This is a genomic window from Prosthecodimorpha hirschii (genome assembly GCF_001305515.1).
GTDB classification, from domain to species: Bacteria; Pseudomonadota; Alphaproteobacteria; order Rhizobiales; family Ancalomicrobiaceae; genus Prosthecodimorpha; species Prosthecodimorpha hirschii.
In genome coordinates this window covers 1,238,655-1,262,009 of the sequence record NZ_LJYW01000001.1, presented here as the reverse complement: position 1 = coordinate 1,262,009, position 23,355 = coordinate 1,238,655, and the positions used below count along the sequence as shown (strand labels likewise).

At 66.8% G+C, this 23,355-nt stretch carries 17 protein-coding genes and 1 pseudogene; 4 read left to right on the top strand and 14 right to left on the bottom strand.

What is annotated here, in order from left to right; genetic code table 11:
- Positions 1-855 precede the first annotated feature (855 nt).
- Both ABB55_RS05465 and ABB55_RS05460 read right to left on the bottom strand, forming a co-directional pair.
- A pseudogene (locus ABB55_RS05465) lies at positions 856-1,898 on the bottom strand (IS110 family RNA-guided transposase).
- 314 nt (positions 1,899-2,212) lie between these two features.
- On the bottom strand, positions 2,213-3,058 hold the full coding sequence (locus ABB55_RS05460) for an AAA family ATPase (protein WP_054357907.1): 846 nt from the start codon (positions 3,056-3,058) through the stop codon (positions 2,213-2,215).
- Positions 3,059-3,353: 295 nt separating this feature from the next.
- Here ABB55_RS05460 and ABB55_RS05455 point away from each other — a divergent pair, with 295 nt between their 5' ends.
- The 4 genes from ABB55_RS05455 to ABB55_RS05440 all read left to right on the top strand — a co-directional run bounded on the left by ABB55_RS05455 (position 3,354) and on the right by ABB55_RS05440 (position 9,532).
- Positions 3,354-5,072, top strand: coding sequence for a flagellar hook protein FlgE (locus ABB55_RS05455; protein WP_054357906.1), 1,719 nt, complete (start codon positions 3,354-3,356; stop codon positions 5,070-5,072).
- Between the two features lie 29 nt (positions 5,073-5,101).
- On the top strand, positions 5,102-6,970 hold the full coding sequence (flgK, locus tag ABB55_RS05450; protein ID WP_054357905.1) for a flagellar hook-associated protein FlgK: 1,869 nt from the start codon (positions 5,102-5,104) through the stop codon (positions 6,968-6,970).
- A gap of 8 nt (positions 6,971-6,978) precedes the next feature.
- Positions 6,979-8,487, top strand: coding sequence for a hypothetical protein (locus ABB55_RS05445; RefSeq protein ID WP_054357904.1), 1,509 nt, complete (start codon positions 6,979-6,981; stop codon positions 8,485-8,487).
- Between the two features lie 154 nt (positions 8,488-8,641).
- Positions 8,642-9,532: a LysR family transcriptional regulator gene (locus ABB55_RS05440; RefSeq protein ID WP_054357903.1), complete on the top strand. Its 891-nt coding sequence runs from the start codon at positions 8,642-8,644 to the stop codon at positions 9,530-9,532.
- Positions 9,533-9,633: 101 nt separating this feature from the next.
- Here the strand turns inward: ABB55_RS05440 and ABB55_RS05435 are convergent, their stop codons facing one another.
- The 12 genes from ABB55_RS05435 to ABB55_RS05380 all read right to left on the bottom strand — a co-directional run bounded on the left by ABB55_RS05435 (position 9,634) and on the right by ABB55_RS05380 (position 23,352).
- Positions 9,634-10,887 (bottom strand): aspartate aminotransferase family protein, encoded by a 1,254-nt coding sequence (locus ABB55_RS05435; protein WP_244471973.1) that lies wholly within the window; start codon positions 10,885-10,887, stop codon positions 9,634-9,636.
- Positions 10,884-12,173 carry a TRAP transporter large permease gene (locus ABB55_RS05430; protein ID WP_054361859.1) on the bottom strand — a complete coding sequence of 430 codons (1,290 nt, stop codon included), beginning with the start codon at positions 12,171-12,173 and terminating at the stop codon, positions 10,884-10,886. The genes ABB55_RS05435 and ABB55_RS05430 overlap by 4 nt, the downstream gene beginning before the upstream one ends.
- Complete coding sequence (locus ABB55_RS05425) at positions 12,170-12,673, bottom strand: TRAP transporter small permease (RefSeq protein WP_054357901.1); 504 nt, start codon at positions 12,671-12,673, stop codon at positions 12,170-12,172. The genes ABB55_RS05430 and ABB55_RS05425 overlap by 4 nt, the downstream gene beginning before the upstream one ends.
- Positions 12,674-12,813: 140 nt before the next feature.
- Positions 12,814-13,785, bottom strand: coding sequence for a TRAP transporter substrate-binding protein (locus tag ABB55_RS05420; RefSeq protein WP_054357900.1), 972 nt, complete (start codon positions 13,783-13,785; stop codon positions 12,814-12,816).
- Between the two features lie 236 nt (positions 13,786-14,021).
- Entirely contained in the window at positions 14,022-14,420 is a 399-nt protein-coding gene (flaF, locus tag ABB55_RS05415) for a flagellar biosynthesis regulator FlaF (RefSeq protein ID WP_054357899.1), read from the bottom strand.
- Positions 14,362-14,796: a flagellar biosynthesis repressor FlbT gene (gene flbT, locus ABB55_RS05410; RefSeq protein WP_054357898.1), complete on the bottom strand. Its 435-nt coding sequence runs from the start codon at positions 14,794-14,796 to the stop codon at positions 14,362-14,364. The genes flaF and flbT overlap by 59 nt, the downstream gene beginning before the upstream one ends.
- Before the next feature lie 189 nt (positions 14,797-14,985).
- A complete protein-coding gene (locus ABB55_RS05405) occupies positions 14,986-17,184 on the bottom strand; it encodes a flagellin N-terminal helical domain-containing protein (RefSeq protein WP_054357897.1) in 2,199 nt (732 codons plus the stop codon).
- Between the two features lie 174 nt (positions 17,185-17,358).
- On the bottom strand, positions 17,359-19,554 hold the full coding sequence (locus ABB55_RS05400; RefSeq protein ID WP_054357896.1) for a flagellin N-terminal helical domain-containing protein: 2,196 nt from the start codon (positions 19,552-19,554) through the stop codon (positions 17,359-17,361).
- A gap of 207 nt (positions 19,555-19,761) precedes the next feature.
- Positions 19,762-21,642 carry a flagellin N-terminal helical domain-containing protein gene (locus ABB55_RS31105; protein ID WP_054357895.1) on the bottom strand — a complete coding sequence of 627 codons (1,881 nt, stop codon included), beginning with the start codon at positions 21,640-21,642 and terminating at the stop codon, positions 19,762-19,764.
- 269 nt (positions 21,643-21,911) lie between these two features.
- The gene (locus tag ABB55_RS05390) at positions 21,912-22,295 is read right to left on the bottom strand and encodes a hypothetical protein (RefSeq protein WP_054357894.1); all 384 of its coding nucleotides are present in this window, start codon (positions 22,293-22,295) and stop codon (positions 21,912-21,914) included.
- Positions 22,296-22,555: 260 nt separating this feature from the next.
- On the bottom strand, positions 22,556-23,044 hold the full coding sequence (locus ABB55_RS05385; protein WP_054357893.1) for a hypothetical protein: 489 nt from the start codon (positions 23,042-23,044) through the stop codon (positions 22,556-22,558).
- On the bottom strand, positions 23,041-23,352 hold the full coding sequence (locus tag ABB55_RS05380; RefSeq protein WP_210168249.1) for a rod-binding protein: 312 nt from the start codon (positions 23,350-23,352) through the stop codon (positions 23,041-23,043). Before ABB55_RS05380 ends, ABB55_RS05385 begins: the two co-directional genes overlap by 4 nt.
- Positions 23,353-23,355: the final 3 nt, after the last annotated feature.

The window sequence follows — 23,355 nt, the reverse complement described above, 5'->3', positions numbered from 1 at the left end:
TGGCTGAGTTCAATTGAGATGGCGACAATTTTGATTGCGCTTGAAATCATTACAACCAAAATCAGCGTGTCCGTACGATCTTTCCGCGCATCCCCGGCCGGAGCGTCAGCGGAGAGCCGGGGCCCACTCTGCTTGCGGTTTTCCACAAGGTCCTGTTTGAGGATGGAATTCTGCGCCGTTTCGATGCGAGTAGGCCCCGGATCGGCGGCGCGTGCGGGCCTTGTCCGGGGATGCGTTGCGAGAATGAGGCAGGGAGGCCAGCGTCTAGCGCTCCTTCGCCTGGCGCCCACTCCCTACCCACCGGAACGGTGCCCCGTAAGGGCCGCATTCCCGGCCGGAGCGCGAGCGGAGAGCCGGGACCTACTCTGCTGGAGATGTGCCGCAAGGCTTTGATTCGAATTGCGATATTCAAGCCCGCTGGGATGCGAGTGGGCCCCGGATCGGCGGCCCTTCGGGCCTTGTCCGGGGATGCGACCGAGAGATCGGGGACGTCCGCGGGAGAGATCCGGGGGCGCGTGAGTGGAAGAGATCGGAGCGCGTCCGCAGATCCGGGAGTGGATGCGCCATCTCGCAGCGCATGTGTGGATGGCTGCCGTTTGGCAAGGTGTATTTTCGAGGTTTGCGCAGGTTGGTCGGGTGCAGGCATGTGTACGGCCTTGACGTTGTGGTCCTTGGGACCACGGCCCAGATGAAGTCCGCTGATCCGGTCCCGAACATTCCCATGCTCTCGAAGGAGCGATGCGTGCGGCGGGTTTTCCGGATTGCGGGTCGACCGCGTGCTTTCACCTCTTCGGTTCACCCTCGCCAATCGTTGCCGCCCCTTGCGGGTCGGGTCTGCGTGGCGGCCGGTTCGTGTCAGGCTGCCCCGGCCGCCGCCTCCAGGCGCCGGGGGTCGAAGGGCTCACCCCGCGCCATCACCACCCAGGCGATGCGCGCCAGCTTGTTGGCGAGCGCGATCGCGACCACCTTCGGCGGGCGGCGCGCCAGCAGCGCTCGGACCCAGCGCCCCAGGGCGCTGTCCGATGTCTTCAGGCTTCTGATGAGCGAGGTCGCGCCGAGCATCAGGAGCCGGCGCAGGAGCGCGTCGCCTGCCTTGGTGATCCTGCCGAGCCGGGTCCTGCCGCCGGTCGAATCCTGGCGCGGCGTCAGTCCCACCCAGGCGGCGAGGTCGCGGCCGTTGCGGAACAGGCCGGGATCGACGACCCTGACGGCCAGCGCGGTCGCAGTCATCAGCCCGATGCCGGGGATCTCCGCCAGCCGCCGGCTGACCTCGTTGCCGCGATGCCAGGCCTTCAGCTCCGCCTCCAGGCCGGCGATCTCCTCGTCCAGCCGGTGGATGCCGCCGAGCAGCGCCCGCAGGCTCGAGCGCGCGATCTCCGGCAGCGCATCGGCCGGCGTCTCCTCCACCAGCGCCGCCAGAACCGGCAGCTTCTCGATCCCCTTGGCCGCGATCAGCCCGAACTCGGCGAGATGACCGCGCAAGGCGTTGACCTGCATCGTCCGCATCTTCACCATCAGCTGGCGCGTGCCGTGCAGCATCCCGACCGCCTGGGCCTCGGCCGACTTGACCGGAACGAAGCGCATGCTCGCCCGCCCGCCCGCCTCGCAGATCGCCTCCGCGTCGATGGCGTCGTTCTTGTTGCGCTTGACGTAGGGCTCACATAGGCCGCCGGCACCAGTCGGACCTCGTGACCGAGCGCCGCGATCCGGCGTGCCCAGTGGTGAGCCGAACCGCAGGCCTCCATCACCACCAGGCATGGCGGCAGCTGCGCCAGGAACCCGATGAACTGCGCCCGCTTCACCTGCCGCCGCAGCAGCGCCCGATCCGCCGCGTCGACACCGTGCATCTGGAAAACCAGCTTGGCCAAGTCGACCCCAATTCTGATAATCTCGCTCATGGATGGCTCCTATCCATCGTGTCCGTTGCAAGACACACTCTGGCACTCAGATGCCGCAGGAGGGAGCCATCCACATCAACATTCCCGGCCGGAGCGATAGCGGAGAGCCGGGACCTACTCTGCCGGCGATGTGCGCAAGACTCTGATTTGATTTACGATCTCAACGCCCGCTGCGATGCGAGTGGCCCCCGGATCGGCGGCCCTTCGGGCCTTGTCCGGGGATGCGGCCGGGAGGCCGGGCTTTGTGTGCCGAACGGGGGGCGGCCGCGCGGTCGGTAGGGGCCTTCGCGCGGCGACCCGGAGGGCGGGGCCGGTCAGCGGCCGTCGCGGCGGGCGATGAAGGCGAGGCGTTCGAACAGGTGGACGTCCTGCTCGTTCTTGAGCAGGGCGCCGTGCAGGGGCGGGATGATCTTCTTCGGATCGCGCTCGCGCAGGGTGGTCTCGTCGATATCCTCGTTGAGCAGCAACTTGATCCAGTCGAGCAGTTCGGAGGTCGAAGGCTTCTTCTTCAGCCCGGGCACGTCGCGGATCTCGAAGAAGATGCGCAACGCCTCGTCGAGCAGGCGCTTCTTCAGGCCGGGGAAATGCACGTCGACGATCGCCTGCATGGTCTCGGCGTCGGGAAAGCGGATGTAGTGGAAGAAGCAGCGGCGCAGGAAGGCGTCCGGCAGCTCCTTTTCATTGTTGGAGGTGATGATCACCACCGGCCGCCGCCGCGCCCGGACCGTCTCGCCGGTCTCGTAGACGTAGAATTCCATCCGATCGAGTTCGAGCAGCAGGTCGTTCGGGAACTCGATGTCGGCCTTGTCGATCTCGTCGATCAGCAGGACCGGGCGGACATCGGCCTCGAACGAATCCCACAGCTTGCCGCGGCGGATGTAGTTGCGGATGTCGCGCACCCGCTCGTCGCCGAGCTGGCTGTCGCGCAGACGCGAGACGGCGTCATATTCGTAGAGACCCTGCTGGGCCTTGGTGGTCGACTTGACGTGCCATTCGATCAGCGGCAGGCCGAGGCTGCGGGCGACCTCCCGGGCGAGCACGGTCTTGCCGGTGCCCGGCTCGCCCTTGACCAGGAGCGGGCGCTCCAGGGTGATCGCCGCATTGACGGCGATCCGCAGATCCTCGGTCGCCACATAGTCGCTGGTGCCTTCGAAGCGCATGTCCGTCCTCTCGAAATTCGGCCAGGACGATAATGCATCGCCGCGCTGCGGCAAACCGGCCCTTTGGAATGGCGGCCCGGCGCGGGACCTGCCCGGCAGGTCCGGCCCGCCAGCGGCCCCCGCGCCCGGCAAAAGCTGCAGGCCCCGGCGGAAACTGCCGCCCGAAAGGATTGGTAAACGAAGGTAAAATCATTGCCTGGAATGAGGAATCCGCGTTTTTCGCGCTGGCACGCGGCGTGCTCCGAGACCTCGAGCCGGGTCGATGCCCGGATCCTCGCGTTGGAGGGGGCACCCCATGGGTATTTTCGGCGCCATGACGACCGCTGTTGCCGGTCTGCAGGCACAATCCTTTGCGCTGGAGAACATCTCCGGCAACATCTCGAACTCGCAGACCACAGCCTTCAAGCGGGTCGACACCTCCTTTGCCGACATCGTCATGAGCATGGGGCAGTCGTCCAGCCGGCAGAGCTCCGGCTCGGTGCTGGCCTCGGCGCGCGCGACCAACACGCTGCAGGGGCCGGTCTCCGCCTCCTCGATCGACACCCATATGGCGATCACCGGCGACGGCTATTTCCAGATCCAGCGCAAGGTCGGCGAAAGCGACGGGGAGGCGCAGTTCTCGGGCGCCAATCTCTATACCCGGCGCGGCGACTTCGTGATGGACAAGGAAGGCTACCTGGTCAACGGCGCCGGCGGCTACCTGATGGGCATCCCGATCGACCCGGGGACCGGCAACCCGGTCGGCGACGTGGCGCAGCTCATGAAGCTGTCCACCGGCCTGATCGAGGCCCGCGCCTCGACCAAGATCGACTATGCCGCCAACCTGCCGAAGCAACCGCGCACGGGGCTGCTGGACATCACCGACTACACCCAGAATCCGGCGCTGAATGCCGCCAGTCCGGCGACCGCGCCGAGCCTGACCGGAAGCCTCGCCTATACCGACATCGACCTTTCGGCCAGCGCCACCGACAGCTTCACCTTCGACGTCAACGGCACCACCGTGACGCTCGGTCCGAGCGACGGCACCGCCGGCGTGATCAGCATCGGCGAGGCCGTGACGGCGATTTCCGCGCAGCTCCCGGCCGGCATCTCGGTCGCCCAGGGCACCGGCGCCGATGCCGGCAAGCTGGTCTTCTCCTCGACCTCGACCGGATCGTCGGCCAGCATCACGGTCGACAACATCGTCGCGACCGGCACCAATACGGTCGCGGCCGATCTGGGCTTCGGCACCTCGGCGACGGCGAGCGGCACGGATGCGGTGCCGGCCGGCACGGGCGTCGTGATCGCGTCCGACTTCGCGACCTTCCAGTCGCAGTCGCGCGAGGGCGGCTCGACCACCGTCTACGACGCCGCCGGCACGCCGGCCGACGTGCAGTTCCGCTGGGCCAAGATGGACGACTCCCCGGCGACCTGGAACCTGTTCTACCAGTCGAATTCCGAGGCCACCGGCAGCCAGACGATGTGGACCAATGTCGGCACCGACTTCGTCTTCAATTCGACCGGCAAGCTGACCTCGCCGACCACCGGCGAAGTGACCATCCCCAACATGTCGATCAACGGCAACAGCATGGGGTCGATCACCTTCGATTTCGGGACCAACGGGCTGACCCAATACGCCTCGTCGCAGGGCGATGTCGACGTGACCCTGACCGACCAGGACGGCTATGCGTCGGGCTCGCTGATCTCGGTCGGCGTCGGCGACAACGGCCGCATTACCGCCAACTACACCAACGGCCAGCAGATCGACGTGGCCGAGGTGCCGCTCTACCAGTTCAACGGCGATTCCGCGCTGAAGCGGGAGGACGGCGGCGCCTTCTCGGTCACGCGCGAATCCGGGTCGCCGGTCAAGATGAACGAGGTCTCGATCACCGGTCAGGCGCTGGAAGGGTCGAACACCGACATCGCGGAGGAGTTCTCCAAGATGATCATCACCCAGCAGGCCTATTCGGCCAACAGCCGGATCATCACCACCGCCAACGACATGATGCAGGACGTGCTCAACATCGTCCGCTGACCGCGGACACGTGAAGCAGGAGGTGCGTCATGGCGATCAGTTCGGCCCTGTCGATCGCGGTCAGCGGTCTCGCGTCAACACAACGCGAGACCGACACCGTCGCGCTCAACATCGCCCACGCCCAGCAGCCGGGCTATGTCCGGCGCGAGATGACCGTTGCCGACTATGTCGGCACCAACGGCACGATCGGGCTCCGGGGCACCGTTCAGCGGCAGATCGACACCGAACTGCAGCGCCAGCTCAACCTGGCGACCCCGCAGACCACCTTCGCCGACGTCCAGAACCGGTTCGCCGGGCGTCTCGACCAGCTGATGGGCACGCCCGGCACGTCGAATTCCCTGTCGGGCGTCTTCGCCGCCATGAACGAGAAGCTGCAGGCGCTTTCGGCAAGCCCCGACAGCCTGACGGCGCGCATCGACGCGGTCAACGCGGCCAAGCGCGTGGCGCTCAATCTCAACCAGTATTCGGCCGACATCCAGGACATGCGCACCGAGGCCGAACAGGCGATCGCCGAGGGCGTCGGGCGCGTCAACACGCTGCTGCAGAATATCGAGACCCTGAACGAGAAGATCGTCGCCCAGAAGGCCGCCAAGCAGGACTGCGCCTCGCTGGAGGATGCGCGCGACCTCTCGGTCAAGGAACTCGCCACCTGGGTCGACGTGCAGACGCGCGAGAACGGCGCCGGCCAGATGACGGTGTTCACCCGCTCCGGCCTGACCCTGGTCGACAGTTCCGCCATCACCCTGGGTTTCGACAAGCAGGGCACGCTGTCGCCCGATACGCTGTGGAACGCCGATGCCAATCTGCGCGGCGTCGGCACCATCACGGTCGAGACCAACGGCGCGCCGAGCGTCGACCTCCTCGCCGGCGGCCTGATCCGTTCCGGCAAGCTCGCCGCCTATGTGGATGTGCGCGACCGGATGCTGGTCACCGCCCAGAACCAGATGGACGCGCTCGCCGCCTCGCTGGCCGACGCCATGCAGGGCAAGGATGTCGCCGGCACGGCGGTGACGTCCGGCGCGCAGGCCGGCTTCGATCTCGATCTGTCGGCGCTGCAGTCGGGCAATCCGATCACGCTCGAAACCCTCGACATCGCGACCGGCAAGACCAAGACCGTCACCTTCCTGCGCGTCGACAGCGCCGCGAGCCTGCCGCTGTCCGACGACGCCACCGCCAAGGCCGGCGACACGGTCCACGGCATCGACTTCTCCGGCGGCATGGCCTCCGTGGCCAGCCAGATCCAGGCCGCGCTCGGCAGCGCCTACACGGTGTCCAATCCGTCCGGCTCGACGCTTCGGATCCTGGACGACGGCGCGGCCGGCACGATCGACATCAAGTCGCTGACCGCGCGGGTGACGACGACGGCGGCGACCGACGGCGATCTCGGCTTTCCGCTGTTCACCGACGGCACGGGCGGCACGCTGTTCACCGACCGTGTCGACGGCGGCCTGCAGCGGCGCGGCTTCTCCGCCCGCATCGCCGTCAACGACGCCATCCTGCAGGATCCCTCGCGCCTGGTGCAGTGGCAGACCAGCCCGGCGACGCTCGCCGGCGATCCGGCGCGGCCGAACGAACTCCTCAGCCGGCTCGCCAATACCAGCTTCGCCTTCGGTCCCGACACCGGCGTCGTCTCCGGGCAGACGGCCTTCACGGCGACCATCGACGGCTTCGCCAATGCGGTCGTGTCGCATTGGGGCATGACGGTCTCGGACACCCAGGCCGCCAAGGACAGTCAGGACCTGATCCAGAACAATCTGGAGACCCGGATGACGGAGTCCTCCTCGGTCAATATCGACCAGGAGATGGCTCGGTTGATCCAGTTGCAGTCCGCCTACGCGGCCAATGCGCGGGTGTTGCAGGTGGCGCGCGAAATGCTCGATGCGCTGATGAGGAGCTGAGGCGAACCATGGTCAATCTCACCAGCCCTCCCGGCTATTCCGCCTCGGTCGTCGCGCAGCTGATGACCATGCGCTCGCAGATGGAGGATCTGAGCCGGCAGCTCGGCACCGGCATGAAGGCCACCACCTATGGCGGCCTCGGCACCGAGCGGTCGGTCGCGGTCTCGTTGCGCAGCAAGCTGGAGAATACCGGCGCGTTCCAGCAGACGATCGGGTTGATGGACATCCGCCTGAAGACGACATCGACCACGCTGACGCACATGCAGAACGTGATCGACGAGACCCGCAAGGCCTTCGATCCGAACCAGTTCAACCTCCTGTCCGACGGCGTCACCGGCCAGCAGAAGAACGCCTACAACGCGCTCAACGAGTTTCTCGGCCTGATGAATTCCGAGACGGCCGGGCGCTACATGTTCGGCGGCCGGCAGACCGACAAGCCGCCGGCCGAGACGATCGACCGGATCATGGACGGGTTCGGCACGCAGGCCGGCTTCAAGCAGGTCATGGCCGAGCGCCGCCTGGCCGATATCGGCACCGGCAACGGCCGGCTCAGCCTGACCGCGGCCGCCGGCGTGGTGACGCTCGCCGAGGACGGCAGCCATCCGTTCGGCTTCAAGCTGAACGCGGTCACCTCCTCGCTCGCCAATGCGACGGTCGCGGCGCCGAGCGGCAGCCCGCAGACCACCAGCGTCACCTTCACGGGCCAGCCGGCGGTCGGCCAGAGCCTTACCGTCACGCTCGACATGCCCGACGGCACGTCGACCAGCGTCACCGTCAAGGTCGGCGAGACGACCGAACCCGACAAGGGCCTGTTCGCGCTCGGCGCCACGCCGGACGACACGGCGGCCAATCTCCAGAGCGTCTTGGCCAACCGGCTCGCCTTCGCGGCCGGCACCGATCTGACCGCCGCCTCGGCCGTTGCGGCTTCGGGCAACTTCTTCGACACTTTCGGCGGCCAGGCGCCGCAGCGCGTCGACGGCCCGCCCTTCGATACCGCGACCGCGCTGGTCGATGGGACGGTCGCCAACACGATGCAATGGTACAAGGGCGAGAACGGCGCGCTCGCGCCGGGGGCCTCGCCGCGCAATCAGGTCCAGGCCCAGGTCGACACCAATGTGTCGATCTCCTACGGCATGCGCGGCAACGAGGAGGCCTTCACCTGGAACATGCGCCAGTTCGCCGTGATGGCGGCCGTCGACATGAGCGCCGGCGGCACCACCGAGAAGGCGCTGCAATCCTCGCTCGCCAGCAAGCTGAAGGCCAATCTGGCCTCGCCGCCCGGTACCCAGACGCTGACCTCGGTCGCCATGGAGATCGCGCTCGCCCAGCAGGGCAACAAGCAGGCCGGCGAACGCCACACCCAGACGGCCGGCACCGTGCAGACCTTCCTGGACGGGATCGAGCAGTCCGACAAGAACGAGGTCGGCGTGAAGATGCTGGCCCTGCAGACCAGCATGCAGGCGAGCTACCAGGCGACCTCGATCCTCTACAAGCTCAGCCTGACCAACTACATGTGAGGACCGGCCGGGGTCGGGCGGCGGCGACCCGAGCGGTCGTTTGACCGGCTGGTGACCGGGCGGTATCGTCTTGCAGTCGTCGGGACTGCCCGCATGCGGCTCCGCAGAGACCCGGCGGCCCCCTCCTTCAATCGACGGCCGCCGAAGACAGACCGTGCAGCATTTCGATCTCGACACCCTCGCTACCTTTCTTGCGATCGTCGATACCGGCAGCTTCACGCAGGCGGGCGAGCGGGTCGGCAAGAGTCAGGCGGCGGTCTCGACCGCCATGGCGCGGCTGGAGGACAGGCTCGGCGTCAGGCTTCTGAACCGGACGGCCCGGACGGTCTCTTTGACCCCGGCCGGCGATCTCCTGTGCGGGCGGGCGCGCGAGCTCCTGGAGATCGAGCGCCGCATCGTCGAGGAGCTGGGTGGACTTGGCGAGCGTCGTCAGGTCCGTCTCGGCATGCCGGACGACTATCTGGGCCTGTTCGGCACCTGCGTCATGGAGAAATTCTCCACGCGCCATCGCGACATTTCGGTCCAGGTGGTCTGCGAATTCTCCCAGGACCTGGAGCAGCTGGTCGCGCGCGGCGACATCGACCTCGCGATCGTGACCCGGCGCGACGGCGACCGGCAGGGGGAATTGCTGAAGCGGGAAAAGCAGATCTGGTGCGCGTCGGTGCATGCCCGCCCCGAGACGGCGGCGGAACTGCCGCTCGCCCTGTTCCCGGAGAATTGCCGGGCCCGGCCGCATATCCTGCGCGCGTTGGAGACGGCCCATCGGCCCTGGCGCATCGTCTGGGTGTCGTCGCACATGCAGTCGGTGCAGTCCGCCGTGATGATGGGCTTCGGCGTGACGGCGCTGCCGCAATCGGCGCTGACCTTCGAGCATCGCGTGCTGACCGAAGCCGATGGGCTGCCGCCGCTGCCGGATCTCGAACTCGCCCTGATGACGGCCCCGGGCATCAGCCTCGCCGGTCGCAAACTGGCGGCCTTCCTGCGCGCGGAATTCGGCGAAGGCGCCGTGGCTGCGCCGCGCGCCGTCGAGGCCGGCATCGGATAGCCGAAGGCGGCGTGGCGGATGCGCGCCGGCCTTCGCGGCGGACGGCCCGTTGAGCCGCCCGCGCGGCGTCGTGCGGAGGGTGGGGGCGGCCGGTCGGTCGGCTACCGATCCGGCGCCCGGTGCCCGGCGAGCGTGCGTACCGCGCGCCGGATCGCCTCCACCATGGCGTCGATCACCGCCTCGTCATGCGCGAAGCTCAGATAGATCCGGCCGAAGGCCTGCGGCATGGTCATGACGCCTTCCCGGCGCAGGGCGAAATGCCAGTCGAGCGACAGGGCCTGTCGGGCGAGGGCGGCTGCCGTCTCGTAGGTGGCGGGCGGTTCGGGCGCGAACCACGGCGTGAAGACCATGCCGAGCCCTGCGGTCGACGCCGGGATGCCCTCCGCCGCAAAGGCTGTCGAGAGAGCGGCCCGAAGCCGGTCGCCGCGCGCGGCGAGGGCCGTATAGTCGGCCTTCGACAGGATATCGAGCGTGGCCGAGACGGCGGCGGTGGCGACCGGATTGCCGCAATAGGTCCCGGCCCGGACCGCGCGGCCGTCCGCCGCCGCCGCCATCAGGTCGGGCCGGCCGACCACCGCGGCTACCGCGAAGCCGTTGCCGATCGCCTTGCCGACCGTGGCCAGGTCCGGATCCAGCCCCATGCCGTGGCTGGCCAGCCCGCAACGGGTCCGGAAGCCCATCAGGACTTCGTCCGCGATCGTCAGGATGCCGTGCCGGCGCGCCATCTGCTGCAGGGCTTCCAGATAGCCCGGAGCCGCCGCGATGCAGCCGGCATTGGCCAGGAGCGGTTCGAAGATGATGGCGGCAATGTCGTCGCGCTCGGCGAACAGCCGCTCCGCATCGCCGAGGTCGTTGAAGCGCAGCAGTGCGACGCCGTCGCGGACCGGGCGTGCGCTGTTGCCGATGCGCGCCTCCGGGGAGCCGGCATTGCCGAAGGCCATCGGATCGAACCAGCCGTCGAAGCCTGCCGCCATCTTGACGATGGTCGGCCGCCCGGTCGCGGCCCGCACGATCCGGCAGGCCAGATGCACGGCTTCGCTGCCGGAATTGAGGAAGATCGCCTGGGAGAGCGGACCGCAGGCGGCCGTCAGGGCCGCCGCGGCTGTCTCCTCGCCATGGTGGGCGAAGGCCGGCATCGAGCCGCGTGCCATGGCCTGGTGCACCGCTTCGTTGACGCCCGGATCGGCATGCCCGATCAGGACGGCGCCGAAGCCGAGCGCGGTATCGATATAGCGGCGACCGTCATCGGCCCACAGATGCGGTCCCTGGGCGCGGTCGACATAGAAGGACTGCGGGCCGAGCGGCGGGACGGCCCGCCCGGCACTCGAGATCCCACCGACAAGATGTTGCATCATCGGCTTCCATAAAGGCCCGGCAGCCATTCGGAGAGGCCGGGGAACAGAACCAGCAGGACGATCACGACGAGGCTCGCGATCCAGAACGGCACCAGCTCCCGCGTGACCGCGCCGATGCTGACCCGGCCGATATTGCAGACGACGAAGAGATTGGTGCCGACCGGCGGCGTGTAGAGCCCGACGCCCAGCGCGACGGTGAAGAGCACGCCGATCTGCAGCGGGGCGAGCCCGGCCTCTCTCAGGATCGGCGTCAGGATCGGGGCGAGCACGATCATCGCCGGACCGAGATCCAGCCACGTGCCGATGAAGAGCAGGAACAGGACGACCAGCGCCACGGTGCCGAGCGGGCCGGCATCGGCGTGGTGGATGAGGAGCGAGGCGGCCTGCGGCGCCTGTTCGACGGTCAGGATCCAGGCGAAGGGCGTTGCGACGGCCACGATCAGCATGACCGCTCCGGTGCCCGAAATGGTCTCGACCATCGCCTTGCCGATCTCGGCGAAGGTCAGTTCGCGATAGACGAGACTGCCGGCGGCCAGGGCGTAGACGACCGAGAAGGCAGCCGCCTCGGTGGTGGTCGCCAGTCCGGACAGGATCGTGCCGAGAATGAAGACGGGCATGAACAGCGCCGGCAGCGCCATGACCAGATCGCGCAGGAACTGCCCCGTCGAGGGGGGCGGCAGCGTCTCGCCATAGCCGCGTCGTTTCGCGATGAACCAGGTCGTGGCCATGAAGGCGAGGGCGATCAGCACGCCCGGAATGACGCCGGCCAGGAACAGGCCCCCGATCGACGTGTTGGTCAGCACGCCGTAGAGGATGAAGACGACGCTCGGCGGCACGATGATGCCGAGCGTGCCGGAGGCGGCCGTGATCGCGGCCGCATGGCTCGCCGGGTAGCCCCGGCTGGCCATGGCCGGGATCATCAGCTTGGCGACCGCGCTGGTATCGGCCGTGGACGACCCACTGATGCCGCCATAGACGAAGGCGGTCGCGACGTTGACGAGGCCGAGCCCGCCCGTCAGGCGGCCGAAGACGAATTCCGCGACCGCGATCAGCCGACGGGTCAGGCCGCCGCGATTCATCAACTCGCCGCTGAACAGAAACAGCGGGATCGAGGCGAGGTAGATGGAATCCGCACCGCGCAGGATCTGCTGGGCCAGCCAGGCCGGCGGCATGGAGAGCGGTCCGAACGCCAGGGCCGCGATGGTGGATATGCCCATCGCCCAGAGGATCGGAAGACCGCCCAGGAGGCAGACCGCGAAGGCCAGGAACAGGATCAGAATGGTCATCGGCGAGCGGCCCCGCGCCAATCTTGGACGATGCGGACGAGGACAGTCACCCCGATCCCGGCGGCGAACAGAATCAGCGGCAGGATCATGACCAGACGCGGCCAGCGCAGCAGCGGCGTCGGCGACAGACCGTTGCGGGACGCGAAGGCCAGGCCGCTGACCAGGAGATGGCCGGCGAAATAGAGGGTCGCGAAGGCCCCGGCGAGGCCGACCAGGCGGGCGGCCCGGCCGCTGAGGCGATCGACCAGGACGGTCATCGCGACATTCTCACGCTTGATCTCGGCCAGGACGGCGCCGAAGAAGCTCGTCCAGATGAACAGGATGGCGGTGATCTCGAAGGTCCATTCGAAGCCGGGCAGGGCCAGATAGCGGGCGGCGGCCCCCAGCAGCGTCGTCATGGTCATGCCCATGAAGGCGATGACGCCGGTCGCCGTCACCCACTGGCCGAGATGGCGGAGAACGGCCGGATCGGCCTCGGGCGAGGATGGGTTTGGTTGCATCGCGTCCGCGTGGTCGCAGGGGGACAGGGCTCGGGGGAGGCCCCCATGCGGGGCGCATGGGCATCCTCCCCGTCCCGGACGGGCTTCGTCGATGGCGCCTGGTAGTCAGCCATCATGCTGCCCAACGGTGGCCGACGGGGCTATTTCGCGCTGGCGGCCGCCCGGACCTTGGCGACGAGATCGTCGCCCCATTCCTTGCCGAACTGTGCATAGACGGGACCGACCAGGGTCCGGAACGGTGCCTGGTCGGGCGTGTTGAAGGTCACACCCTTCGATTCCAGGGTCTTCTGGACGCTGGCATAGGTGGCGGCGAGCTGACCGCGATACCAGGCGGTCGTCTCGGTCACGGCGGCATCGACGGCCGCCTTGTCTTTGGCGCTCAGGGCATCGTAGCGGCGCGCGTTGATGAACCAGTAGTTCGGCGTCCAGACATAGTTGGCGATCGACATGTATTTGGTCGATTCGTACCATTTCTGGTCGGCGAAATCGCGCATCTCCGGCTCGACGCCGTCGACGATGCCGGATTGCAGCGCCGTATAGACTTCGCCGAAGGGGATCGACTGCGGCAGGGCGCCGAGCGCCTTCATGGTCGCGAGCAGAACCGGATTGTCGGGCACGCGCACCTTGACGCCGCGCATGTCGCCCGGGCCGGCGATCGGCCCCTTCTTGAAGGCAAACTGACGGAAGCCCGAGTCGAGTGCCCCGAGCATGCGGAACCCGTTCTTGCCGCCGGTCGCGAAGACCTCCTTGCCGACCGGGCCGTCCAGGAAGGCATGCACGGCCGCCAGATCCTTGAACAGGAACGGCAGGGTGACGACGTTCAGCTTCGGGTCGATCGGATCGGCCACGCCGCCGAGCCCGATATCGATCGAGCCGCTGCCGACCCCGTCGACGATGGCGGCCTCGTCGCCGAGCTGGCCGTCCGGAAAGATCTGGATCTTGAGCGCGCCGCCGCTTTTCTCGCCGACCTTGTTGGCGAACAGCGTCACGGCTTGATGAATGAGGCTCGATGATGAGGATTCGTGAGCCAGTCTCAAGGTCTCGGCACCGGCGGGGCCGGTGATCAACAGGACGATGAGCGAGGCAGAACCGATTTCATAGCCGAACTTCATGACGAACCCCTCTTGCAGCGGCTTGATTGATATCAAGTCTGCAGAGGCGCGTCTCGAACCGGGCGATGACGGACAATTCAAAGAAATGATGGAGTCATCGGTTCCGGTTATTCATCGCCCGGCTGCCCCGTCATGCGCCCGGATCGGATAGATCGGCGACGGACCCATCCGCCGCCCGCGCGAAAGCCGGCCCGCCCGCAGCGGGCGGCCGGCGTGGCAGGCAGGCAGGCAGGATTTCAGGCGGGGATGTCGGTCCGCTCCGGCATGGCGGTCGGCACCGAGCGCAGGCCCTCGGCGATGCGGCGGTTGATGGTCACCAGGATCGGCACGGCGTTGGCGTCGGGTTCGAGTTCGACGGCGCGCGTGTGGCTGACCTGGAACAGGGCCAGATTGGCCATGTTCTGGCGGGTCTCCTGCGGCAGCGGATTGGTCGGCTCGGTCAGGGAGGCGAGCAGGATGGTCCACAGGCGACGATTGTAGCGAAGCGATTCCTGGACCTGTTCGGGATCGGTGGTCGTTCCGTCGACGATCATCTGCAACTTTGCAGCGGCCTTGAGCAGAAGCTGCGCTTCGAGCTCACGCGGGCTGGCCGTCTTCTGAGCTGTCTTCGCGTAGACCGAACTTGCGTTGTGCATGATCGAGCAGTCCTTCTTCGAATTCGATCAGTGCTTTTGCAGCCTTGATAGATTTATAGAGATTCCCGGTTAACATCTCCTTCTCGATCTCCTGAATGATCGGGAGAGCGGAGGGGGCGGCATCCAGGAATTCAGACTTCAGGATTTGGTATTCAACCCAGTATTTCTCGTGATTGCGCGCCAGGTACATAAGTTGAATGGCAAGATAGATGCGCTTGGCACCCGTCGTTGCCGTCTTTGGCGGAAGCACGTCTTTTTCGCGGAGGATCGGCGCGTCGCCTTCGATGAACAAGCGGGTCCGCTGATTGTCGTTCGTGATGACGCAATCGCCGATGATGATCCGCTCGCCCGGCTTCAGTTCGACCTTCAACGCCATGGCGGTTTCCCTTCTGGAAGAGCCTAGGTGCGGCGGGCCAAGAATTCGTAAACAATCGTTTCGCAATCCGACCGGACAAGAAAATGCGGCGGGTCATCCCCGCCGCCCATCCTGGCCCGGAGTCGTTGTGCGGATGCGAAAGCCGACGCCCGCCCGATCCGGCTGCGTCGGCTTTTACGCGAAACGATCTTAGCCGAACAGTCGCAGCACGCCCTGGTCGGCCTGATTGGCCAGCGACAGAGCCGTCTGGGACAGCTGCTGGCGCGTCTGCAGCGACAGGAGGTTGGCGGCTTCCTCGTTCATGTCGGCCAGCGTCAGGTTGTCGGCGCCGGTCTGCAGGGTATTGATCGTGCTCTTGGTGAAGTCCTGGCGGTTCTGCACGATCGACAGGTTCGAGCCGAAGGACGAGGACTGCGAGCGGATCGTATCGAGCGCGGTCTTCAGGCCGTCGAGGCGGCTGTCGAGCGCGGTGTCATCCTCGAACTCCGCATTGGTGGCGGCATCGATGCCGAGCTTGGTGTTCGAGATCTCGCGGACGTTGCCGGCCGTGTCCTTCGCCTGGACCTCGATGGTCGAGGTCGAATTCTCGTTCAGGAACAGCTTGAGCTTGTCGCCCTTCAGGAGGTTGATGCCGTTGAAGGAGGCGTCGTCGGAGAACTTGTCGAGCTGGTTGCGCAGGTCGTTGAACTGCGTCACCAGGTTCTTGCGGACATCGTTCGGACCGATCGCATCGGTGGTCGTGGTGCCGGTGCCGGTGACGGCGCCGCTGGCGATGCCGGAGATGTCGAGCGCGTCGGTCGACAGGTTCTCGATGCGCAGCTTGCCGTTGTCGGCGGAGGCGCGAACCTTGTCGGTCAGGCTGGTGTTGCTGTTGATCGCCGCGACCAGTTCGTCGACGGTCTTGACCGAGCCGCCCGTTGCGGCCGTGCCGGCCGTCGTGGTGGGGCTGGCACCGAACACGGCGGTCGCACCGGCGCCCGAGAGGGTCAGATTGTTGGTGCCCGCCACCGCACCGGAGAGCGTCAACGTGCCGGCATTGTTGGTCACCGTGCCGGTGATGCCGGCGGAGGTCAACTGGGAGTTGATGTAGCTCGCGGCGGTGGCGGCGTCGGCGGCATTGGCCGAGGTCAGCGTGATGTTGGCGGTGTTGGTGCCGTCCGAGATCGAGATGACCCGGTCGACGGCGGCGGTGCCGGCGGTGGTGGTGGCACCCGCGCCGAACACGGCAGAGGCACCGGCGCCGCCGATGGTCAGGCTGTTCGAGCCGTTCGCGGCACCGGCCAGCGACAGGGTGCCGGAGCTGTTGGTCGCCGTGCCGGTGATGCCGGCGGAGGTCAGCTGCGCGTTGATGTAGGACGCCGCGGTGGCGGCATCGCCGGCATTGGCGGCGGTCAGCGTGATGTTGGCGGTGTTGGTGCCGTCCGAGATCGTGATCACCCGGTCGACGGCGGCGACCGCAGCAGTGCCGGCGGTGCCGGTGGCGCCGGTGGTGCCGTCGAAGCCGGTCGAATTGGTCGGCGTGTCGGTGGTGCCGTCGTTGATGTTGACGCCGATGACGCTGACGTTGGACGACGTGCCGGTCGACGACGAGGTCAGGGCGAGGTCGCCGGAGCTGTTCGAGGCGGTCGCGCCGGTCAGCTTGGAATTGATGACCGTGGCGAGTTCGTCGACAGTGGCGATGGTGCCGCCGCCGCCGCCGAGCGCGGTGATGACTTCGGCCTGGGTGAAGGTCAGGTTCTGGGTCGTGCCGTCGACGGACACGTCGAACTTCAGCGTATCGGACGCGCCGAGCGAGAAGGACGCGAAGGTGCCGGGAGCGGTGACGCCGCCCGAGGTCGCGGCGACCGCTGCGGTCGGGGCCTGATAGGCGGCCGAGCCGGCGACGGTGCTCTGCACCGCTGCGGTCGGCGCCGTGTAGGCGGCCGAACCGACGATGGTGTTCTGGACGGCCGCTGCGGCGGTGGTGTTCAGCGCCACATTGACCGCGGTCGAACCGACGGCGCCGCCGGAGAACGAGATGTTCTTCAGCGCCGAGGTGCCGATCGTCGTGGTGTCGAGCGAGTAGGTCTGCGACTTGAAGGTCTTGTCCTGGCGCGCCTGACGGACCGTGGACTGAAGTGATTCGATCGTCCGCGTGATCGCCTTGAGACCGTTGTCGGCGGCTTCCAGCACCTTGATGCCGCTCGACAAGCCGTCGAGCAGGTTGGTCAGGTCCTTCGCCCGGCTGGTCAGCGACGCGGCGGTGAAGAAGTTCGTCGGATTGTCGAGTGCCGAATTGACCTTCTTGCCGGTCGACAACCGCCCCTGCGTCAGGGCGACCTTGTCCGCTGTATTCTGCAACTGGAGCAGATTGTTGCGGATGCCTTTGGAAAGGACGATATCGGACATCTTTGGCTTCCCTCGCAGGGCCTCGACGCAGAGTCGATTACTGTTCGGGGCATTAAGCACTCATTAGGGTTAATGAAGTGTTTACAAGCTGTGCCGCGATTCATCCGGACCAACGCGAAAAGGGCGGCGGGGAGAACCCCGCCGCCGATGGCGTCCGAACAGTCTTCGCAGCGATCAGAACAGTCGCAGCACGCCCTGGTCGGCCTGGTTGGCCAGCGACAGAGCCGTCTGGGACAGCTGCTGGCGGGTCTGCAGCGACAGGAGGTTGGCGGCTTCCTCGTTGGCATCGGCCAGGACGAGGTTGTCGGAACCGGTCTGCAGCGTGTTGATCATGTTCTTGGTGAAGTCCTGGCGATTCTGCACGATCGACAGGTTCGAACCGAAGGACGACGACTGCGAACGGATCGTGTCGAGCGATTCCTTCAGGCTGTTCAGGCGGTCGTCGAGCTGCGCATCGTCCTCGAACTCGGCGTTGGTCGCGCCATCGATGCCGAGCTTCGAGTTCGTGATTTCGCGGACGTTGCCGGCCGTGTCCTTCGCCTGGATCTCGAGGGTGGAGGTCGAGTTCTCGTTGAAGTTCAGCTTCAGCTTGTCGCCCTTCAGCAGGTTGATGCCGTTGAAGGAGGCGTCGTCCGACAGCTTGTCGAGCTGGTTGCGCAGGTCGTTGAACTGCGTCACCAGGTTCTTGCGGATGTCGTTCGGGCCGATCGTGTTCGACGCCGAGCCCGCGCCGGTGACCGAACCGGTCGAGCTTACGCCGCCGACGGTCAGATCCGCGGTCGACAGGTTCTCGATGCGCAGCTTGCCGTTGTCGTTGGAGGCCTTGACCTTGCCCGACAGGGTCGAGTTGGCGTTGATCGCGTCGGCGATTTCGTCGACGGTCTTGGTCGCGCCGGTGACCGCCGCAGTCGCCGCCGTGGTGGTCGGGGACGCGCCGAACACCGAGGCGGAGCCCGCGCCCGAAACGGTCAGGGTATTGGAGCCGTTCGAGGCGCCGGTCAGCGTCAGCGTGCCGGAGCTGTTGCTGACCGTGCCGGTGATACCGGCGGAGGTCAGCTGCGAGGTGATGTAGGTCGCGGCCGTGGCGGCATCGCCGGCATTGGCCGAGGTCAGCGTGATGTTGGCGGTGTTGGTGCCGTCCGAGATCGAGATCACGCGGTCGACGGCAGCCGAGCCGGCGGTCGTCGTGGCGCTCGCGCCGAACACGGCAGAGGCGCCGGCGCCGCCGACGGTCAGGCTGTTCGAACCGTTCGCGGCACCGGCCAGCGACAGGGTGCCGGAGCTGTTGGTCGCGGTGCCGGTGATGCCGGCGGAGGTCAGCTGCGAGTTGATGTAGCTCGCGGCCGTGGCGGCGTCGCCGGCATTGGCCGAGGTCAGCGTGATGTTGGCGGTGTTGGTGCCGTCCGTGATCGAGATGACCCGATCGACGGCCGCCACGGCGGCGGCGCCGGCGGTGCCGGTCTGGCCGGCGGTGCCGTCGAAGCCGGTCGAGTTGGTCGCCGTGGTGCTCGAACCGTCGTTGATGCCGACGGAGGTGACGCTGACGTTGGACGAGGTGCCGGTGCTCGACGAGGTCAGGGCGAGGTCGCCGGACGAATTCGAGGCGGTCGCGCCGGTCAGCTTGGAATTGATGACCGTGGCGAGTTCGTCGACAGTGGCGATCGTGCCGCCGCCGCCGCCGAGCGCGGAGATCACTTCAGCCTGGGAGAAGGTCAGGGCCTGGGCGGAGCCGTCAACGGTGACGTTGAACTCGAGCGAGTCGGAGGCGCCGAGCGAGAAGGACGCAAAGGTGCCCGAGGCGGTGACGCCGCCCGAGGTCGCCGCGGAACCGGCGGTCGGGGCCTGATAGGCGGCCGAGCCGGCGACGGTGCTCTGCACCGCTGCGGTCGGGGCCGTATAGGCGGCCGAGCCGGCGATCGAATTCGCGACGGCTGCGGACGAGGTGGTGTTCAGCGCGATGTTGACCGCGGTCGAACCGACGGCGCCGCCGGAGAACGAGATGTTCTTCGCCGTCGCGGTGCCGATCGTCGCGGTGTCGAGGGTGTAGGATTCGGTCTTGTTGGACTTGTCCTGGCGCGCCTGACGGACGGTCGACTGCAGCGATTCGACGGTCTTGGTGATCGCCTTGAGGCCGTTGTCGGCGGCTTCCAGCACCTTGATGCCGTTGGAGAGGCCGTCGAGCAGGTTCGACAGGTCGCTGGCGCGGCTGGAGAGCGAGGAGGAGGTGAAGAAGTTGGCCGGGTTGTCGAGGGCCGAGTTCACCTTCTTGCCGGTGGCGAGGCGACCCTGGGTCAGCGCGACGTTGGCGGCGGTATTCTGGAGCTGCATCAGGTTCGACCTGATGCCCTTCGAAAGGACGATATCACTCATAGTACTGGCTCCCATCCTGGGTGCTATTGACGCCTCTCATCCTGAGAGATGCGCCATGACACCATGGGGGTCTTGCCAGGTCGTTAATTCGATGCCGGAGATTCGGCCCTTTCTCGAAGGGGACGCGAAGGAATTTCGGGAATTCGGTGCGGCGGGACGCAAACCCCGCCGCACCGTTAACGATGCGTTACCGGAAAGCCCGAGGGCTCAGAACAGTCGCAGCACGCCCTGGTCGGCCTGGCTGGCCAGCGACAGGGCGGTCTGGGACAGCTGCTGGCGGGTCTGCAGCGACAAGAGGTTGGCGGCTTCCTCGTTGGCGTCGGCCAGGACGAGGTTGTCGGAACCGGTCTGCAGCGTGTTGATCATGTTCTTGGTGAAGTCCTGCCGGTTCTGCACGATCGACAGGTTCGAACCGAAGGACGACGACTGCGAACGGATCGTGTCGAGCGACGACCGCAGGCTCTCGACGCGGCTGTCGAGCGAGGCGTCGCTCTCGAACTCGGCATTGGTGGCGGCGGTGACGCCGAGCTTGGCGTTGGTGATCTCGCGGACGGCGCCGGCCGAGTCCTTCGCCTGGATCTCGAGGGTGGAGGTCGAGTTCTCGTTGAAGTTCAGCTTGAGCTTGTCGCCCTTGAGCAGGTTGACGCCGTTGAAGGAGGCGTCGTCGGACAGCTTGTCGAGCTGGCCGCGCAGGTCGTTGAACTGCGTCACCAGGTTCTTGCGCACCTCGTTGGCGCCGATGGTGTTGGTCACCGAGCCGGAGCCGGTGACCGAACCGGAGGAATTGGCGCCGGTGACGGTCAGATCCGACGTCGAGATGTTCTCGATGCGCAGCTTGCCGTTGTCGTTGGACGCCTTGATCTTGCCGGTCAGCGAGGAGTTGCCGTTGATCGCCGTCACCAGCTCGTCGACCGACTTGACCGCGCCGGTCACCGCGGCGGTGCCGGCCGTGGTGGTGGCACTCGCGCCGAACACCGCGGAGGCGCCGGCACCGGAGACGGTGAGGCTGTTGGTGCCGTTCGAGGCGCCGGCGAGCGTCAGCGTGCCGGAGCTGTTGCTGACCGTGCCGGTGATGCCGGCGGAGGTCAGCTGCGAGTTGATGTAGGTCGCCGCGGTGGCGGCGTCGCCGGCATTGGCCGAGGTCAGCGTGATGTTGGCGGTGTTGGTGCCGTCCGAGATCGAAATGACCCGGTCGACGGCCGCCACGGCGGCGGCGCCGGCGGTGCCGGTCTGGCCGGCGGTACCGTCGAAGCCGGTCGAGTTGGTCGCCGTGTCGGAGGAGCCGTCATTGATGGCGACGGAGGTGACGCTGACGTTGGACGAGGTGCCGGTGCTCGACGAGGTCAGGCGGAGATCGCCGGACGAATTCGAGGCGGTCGCGCCGGTCAGCTTGGAATTGATGACCGTGGCGAGGTCGTCGACCGAGCCGATCGTGCCGGTGCTGCCGCCGAGCGCGGTATCGACTTCCGCCTTGGTGAAGGTCAGGGCCTGGGCGCTGCCGTCGACCGAGACGTTGAACTTCAGCGTGTCGGAGGCGCCGAGCGTGATCGACGCGAAGGTGCCCGAAGCGGTGACGCCGCCCGAGGTCGCGGCAGATCCGGCGGTCGGGGCCTGATAGGCGGCCGAGCCGGCGACCGTGCTCTGCACGGCGGCAGACGAGGTCGCGTTCAGCGCGACGTTGACCGCGGTCGAACCGACGGCGCCGCCGGAGAACGAGATGTTCTTGACCGAGGACGTGCCGATCGCCGTGGCGTCGAGCGTGAAGGACTCCGTCTTGTTGGACTTGTCCTGGCGTGCCTGCAGCACGGTCGACTGCAGCGACTCGACGGTCTTGGTGATCGCCTTCAGGCCGTTGTCGGCGGCTTCCAGCACCTTGATGCCGTTGGACAGGCCGTCGAGCAGGTTCGACAGGTCGTTGGCGCGGCTGGACAGAGACTGCGAGGTGAAGAAGTTGGCCGGATTGTCGAGAGCCGAGTTCACCTTCTTGCCGGTGGCGAGGCGACCCTGGGTCAGCGCGACGTTGGCGGCGGTATTCTGGAGCTGCATCAGGTTCGACCTGATGCCCTTCGAGAGAACGATATCGCTCATTGATTAGATCCCGTCCTGGGGGGTTAGTCCACGTCTCCTTCTGAAGACGCCGCACCCTGGCCGGGTTTTCCTTTCTGCCAAATCAAGAATAGAAACCCGTTTTGGGTCTTTTGTTGCTTTGGCTATCAGAGTCTGAATCGTCTTTAGCCTGACTTACGGAGGATTCACGGTGAATCATCAGTTTACGGGCGTCGCCGACTGACCGCCAACGCCAAAAGCCGCCGGCCCGTGCGGGCGGCGGTGTTCAGCCGGCCGGCGACAGCGCCCTTTCAGGCGCTGTACTGCGCGGCGTGGCTCTGGTTCATGTCCGATTCGAGAAGCACGTTGAGCGCGTTCTTCATGCGCAGATAGGCATCCGCCGGCACCTGGTCGACGACCTGGCCGGAATTCTCCTCGATATACTTCATCACGATCATGCCGGTCGCGGCGTCGTTCTCGATCTCGCGGCGGCGCAGGCTGGGCAGTTGGATGCCGGCGCGAGCCGCCTGGCTCTCCGCTTGGGCATCGCGTCCGCGCGCCTCTCCGGACGCGGTCGCCTGCGTCACGGTGGCTTCGATCGGCAATTCCGTCTTGGTCGCGGCCGAGAGCTCCGGCGGTCGGGCAGGAGCCACTGGCTGCGGGCTCGCGACCGTTCTGGTCAACCCGGTGTCCATGGCTATCTCCTGGGTCCTCCTGGACCCGCACTGACTAACGGGACCACGCTAGGCCGTCGGATTGAATCGTTCGTTAATTCATCATCTCGAATTTCCAGGTATCGGCCGATTGAGCCGAGTCTTCGCGATCGAATTCGACGCTCCCGCAGGGTGTTGGGCAAAGCATCCTGTGCAATATCCGGAGAGTTTAAATCGAATGCGTGAATTCGGGGACTTCCGCCGTTAACCTTCCGCAACGGGACGGGACTCGCCGGCGGCGGTCAGAGACTCCGATCGAGCGCGATCCCGCGGGCGCCGACCTGCGCGGCGGGGCGTACGGTCGAGCCCGGCCCGTAGGTGCGCGGACCGGTCTGCCGCCCGACCGATTCCGACACGTTGCGCAGGATGTCCTCGGCCACCTCCCGGGCGGTGGCGAGCACGGCGAGATTGATCTTCAGCAGGTCCGCGAACTCGGCGTGGCGCCGGCGCAGCGCCTCGGCCGCCGCCGGGGCGTGGCGGGCCAGCGCGACCGAGTTCGCCTTGACGCGGCTGCGGATGCGCACATAGGCGGCGGCCAGCCGGGACTTCTCCGGCTCGATCTCGCTCGCCTTGATCAGCGCTCCGGCGCGGACGAGGCGCGTCTCCTCTTCGATCGCCCCGATCAGGCCCTCCATGGTGGCGGCGAGCTCCGCGAGGATCGATTCCGCCGCGGCGGGCGTCATCACCAGGATTTCGGGGTTCTCGTCGGAGGGCACGAACACGTCGTTCACGACCGGGCTCCTTCCTGGACCTTCATCAGTTCGCGATAGACGGCGTCGGCGATGCCGATGCCGCCGGCCTTGGTGATCGACTTGCCGTACTGGTCGACCAGCATGCCGCGCCAGGTCTCCTCGGCGGAGCCGCCGTGAAACGGGCTCTTGGCATCGATCTCGGGCATCATCTGCTTGAGCATGCTGGACAGGAACACGGACTCGTATTCCTGCGCGACGGCGCGCATCCGGCTGGCGCGGTCGCCGGACTTGTCGGCGGTCGGCACGCTGTGCAGGGCCGACGGCGGCATGGCGATGTCGGCGGTCATGCG

Coding starts and splice junctions, on each gene's coding strand:
- ABB55_RS05400 (WP_054357896.1), bottom strand. CDS start 19,554: ATGAGTGATATCGTCCTTTCGAAGGGCATCAGGTCGAACCTGATGCAG.
- ABB55_RS05460 (WP_054357907.1), bottom strand. CDS start 3,058: ATGCGCTTCGAAGGCACCAGCGACTATGTGGCGACCGAGGATCTGCGG.
- ABB55_RS05425 (WP_054357901.1), bottom strand. CDS start 12,673: ATGCAACCAAACCCATCCTCGCCCGAGGCCGATCCGGCCGTTCTCCGC.
- ABB55_RS05390 (WP_054357894.1), bottom strand. CDS start 22,295: ATGGACACCGGGTTGACCAGAACGGTCGCGAGCCCGCAGCCAGTGGCT.
- ABB55_RS05405 (WP_054357897.1), bottom strand. CDS start 17,184: ATGTCCGATATCGTCCTTTCCAAAGGCATCCGCAACAATCTGCTCCAG.
- ABB55_RS05435 (WP_244471973.1), bottom strand. CDS start 10,887: ATGATGCAACATCTTGTCGGTGGGATCTCGAGTGCCGGGCGGGCCGTC.
- ABB55_RS31105 (WP_054357895.1), bottom strand. CDS start 21,642: ATGAGCGATATCGTTCTCTCGAAGGGCATCAGGTCGAACCTGATGCAG.
- flbT (WP_054357898.1), bottom strand. CDS start 14,796: ATGGCGTTGAAGGTCGAACTGAAGCCGGGCGAGCGGATCATCATCGGC.
- flgK (WP_054357905.1), top strand. CDS start 5,102: ATGGCGATCAGTTCGGCCCTGTCGATCGCGGTCAGCGGTCTCGCGTCA.
- ABB55_RS05445 (WP_054357904.1), top strand. CDS start 6,979: ATGGTCAATCTCACCAGCCCTCCCGGCTATTCCGCCTCGGTCGTCGCG.
- ABB55_RS05455 (WP_054357906.1), top strand. CDS start 3,354: ATGGGTATTTTCGGCGCCATGACGACCGCTGTTGCCGGTCTGCAGGCA.
- flaF (WP_054357899.1), bottom strand. CDS start 14,420: ATGCACAACGCAAGTTCGGTCTACGCGAAGACAGCTCAGAAGACGGCC.
- ABB55_RS05380 (WP_210168249.1), bottom strand. CDS start 23,352: ATGACCGCCGACATCGCCATGCCGCCGTCGGCCCTGCACAGCGTGCCG.
- ABB55_RS05420 (WP_054357900.1), bottom strand. CDS start 13,785: ATGAAGTTCGGCTATGAAATCGGTTCTGCCTCGCTCATCGTCCTGTTG.
- ABB55_RS05430 (WP_054361859.1), bottom strand. CDS start 12,173: ATGACCATTCTGATCCTGTTCCTGGCCTTCGCGGTCTGCCTCCTGGGC.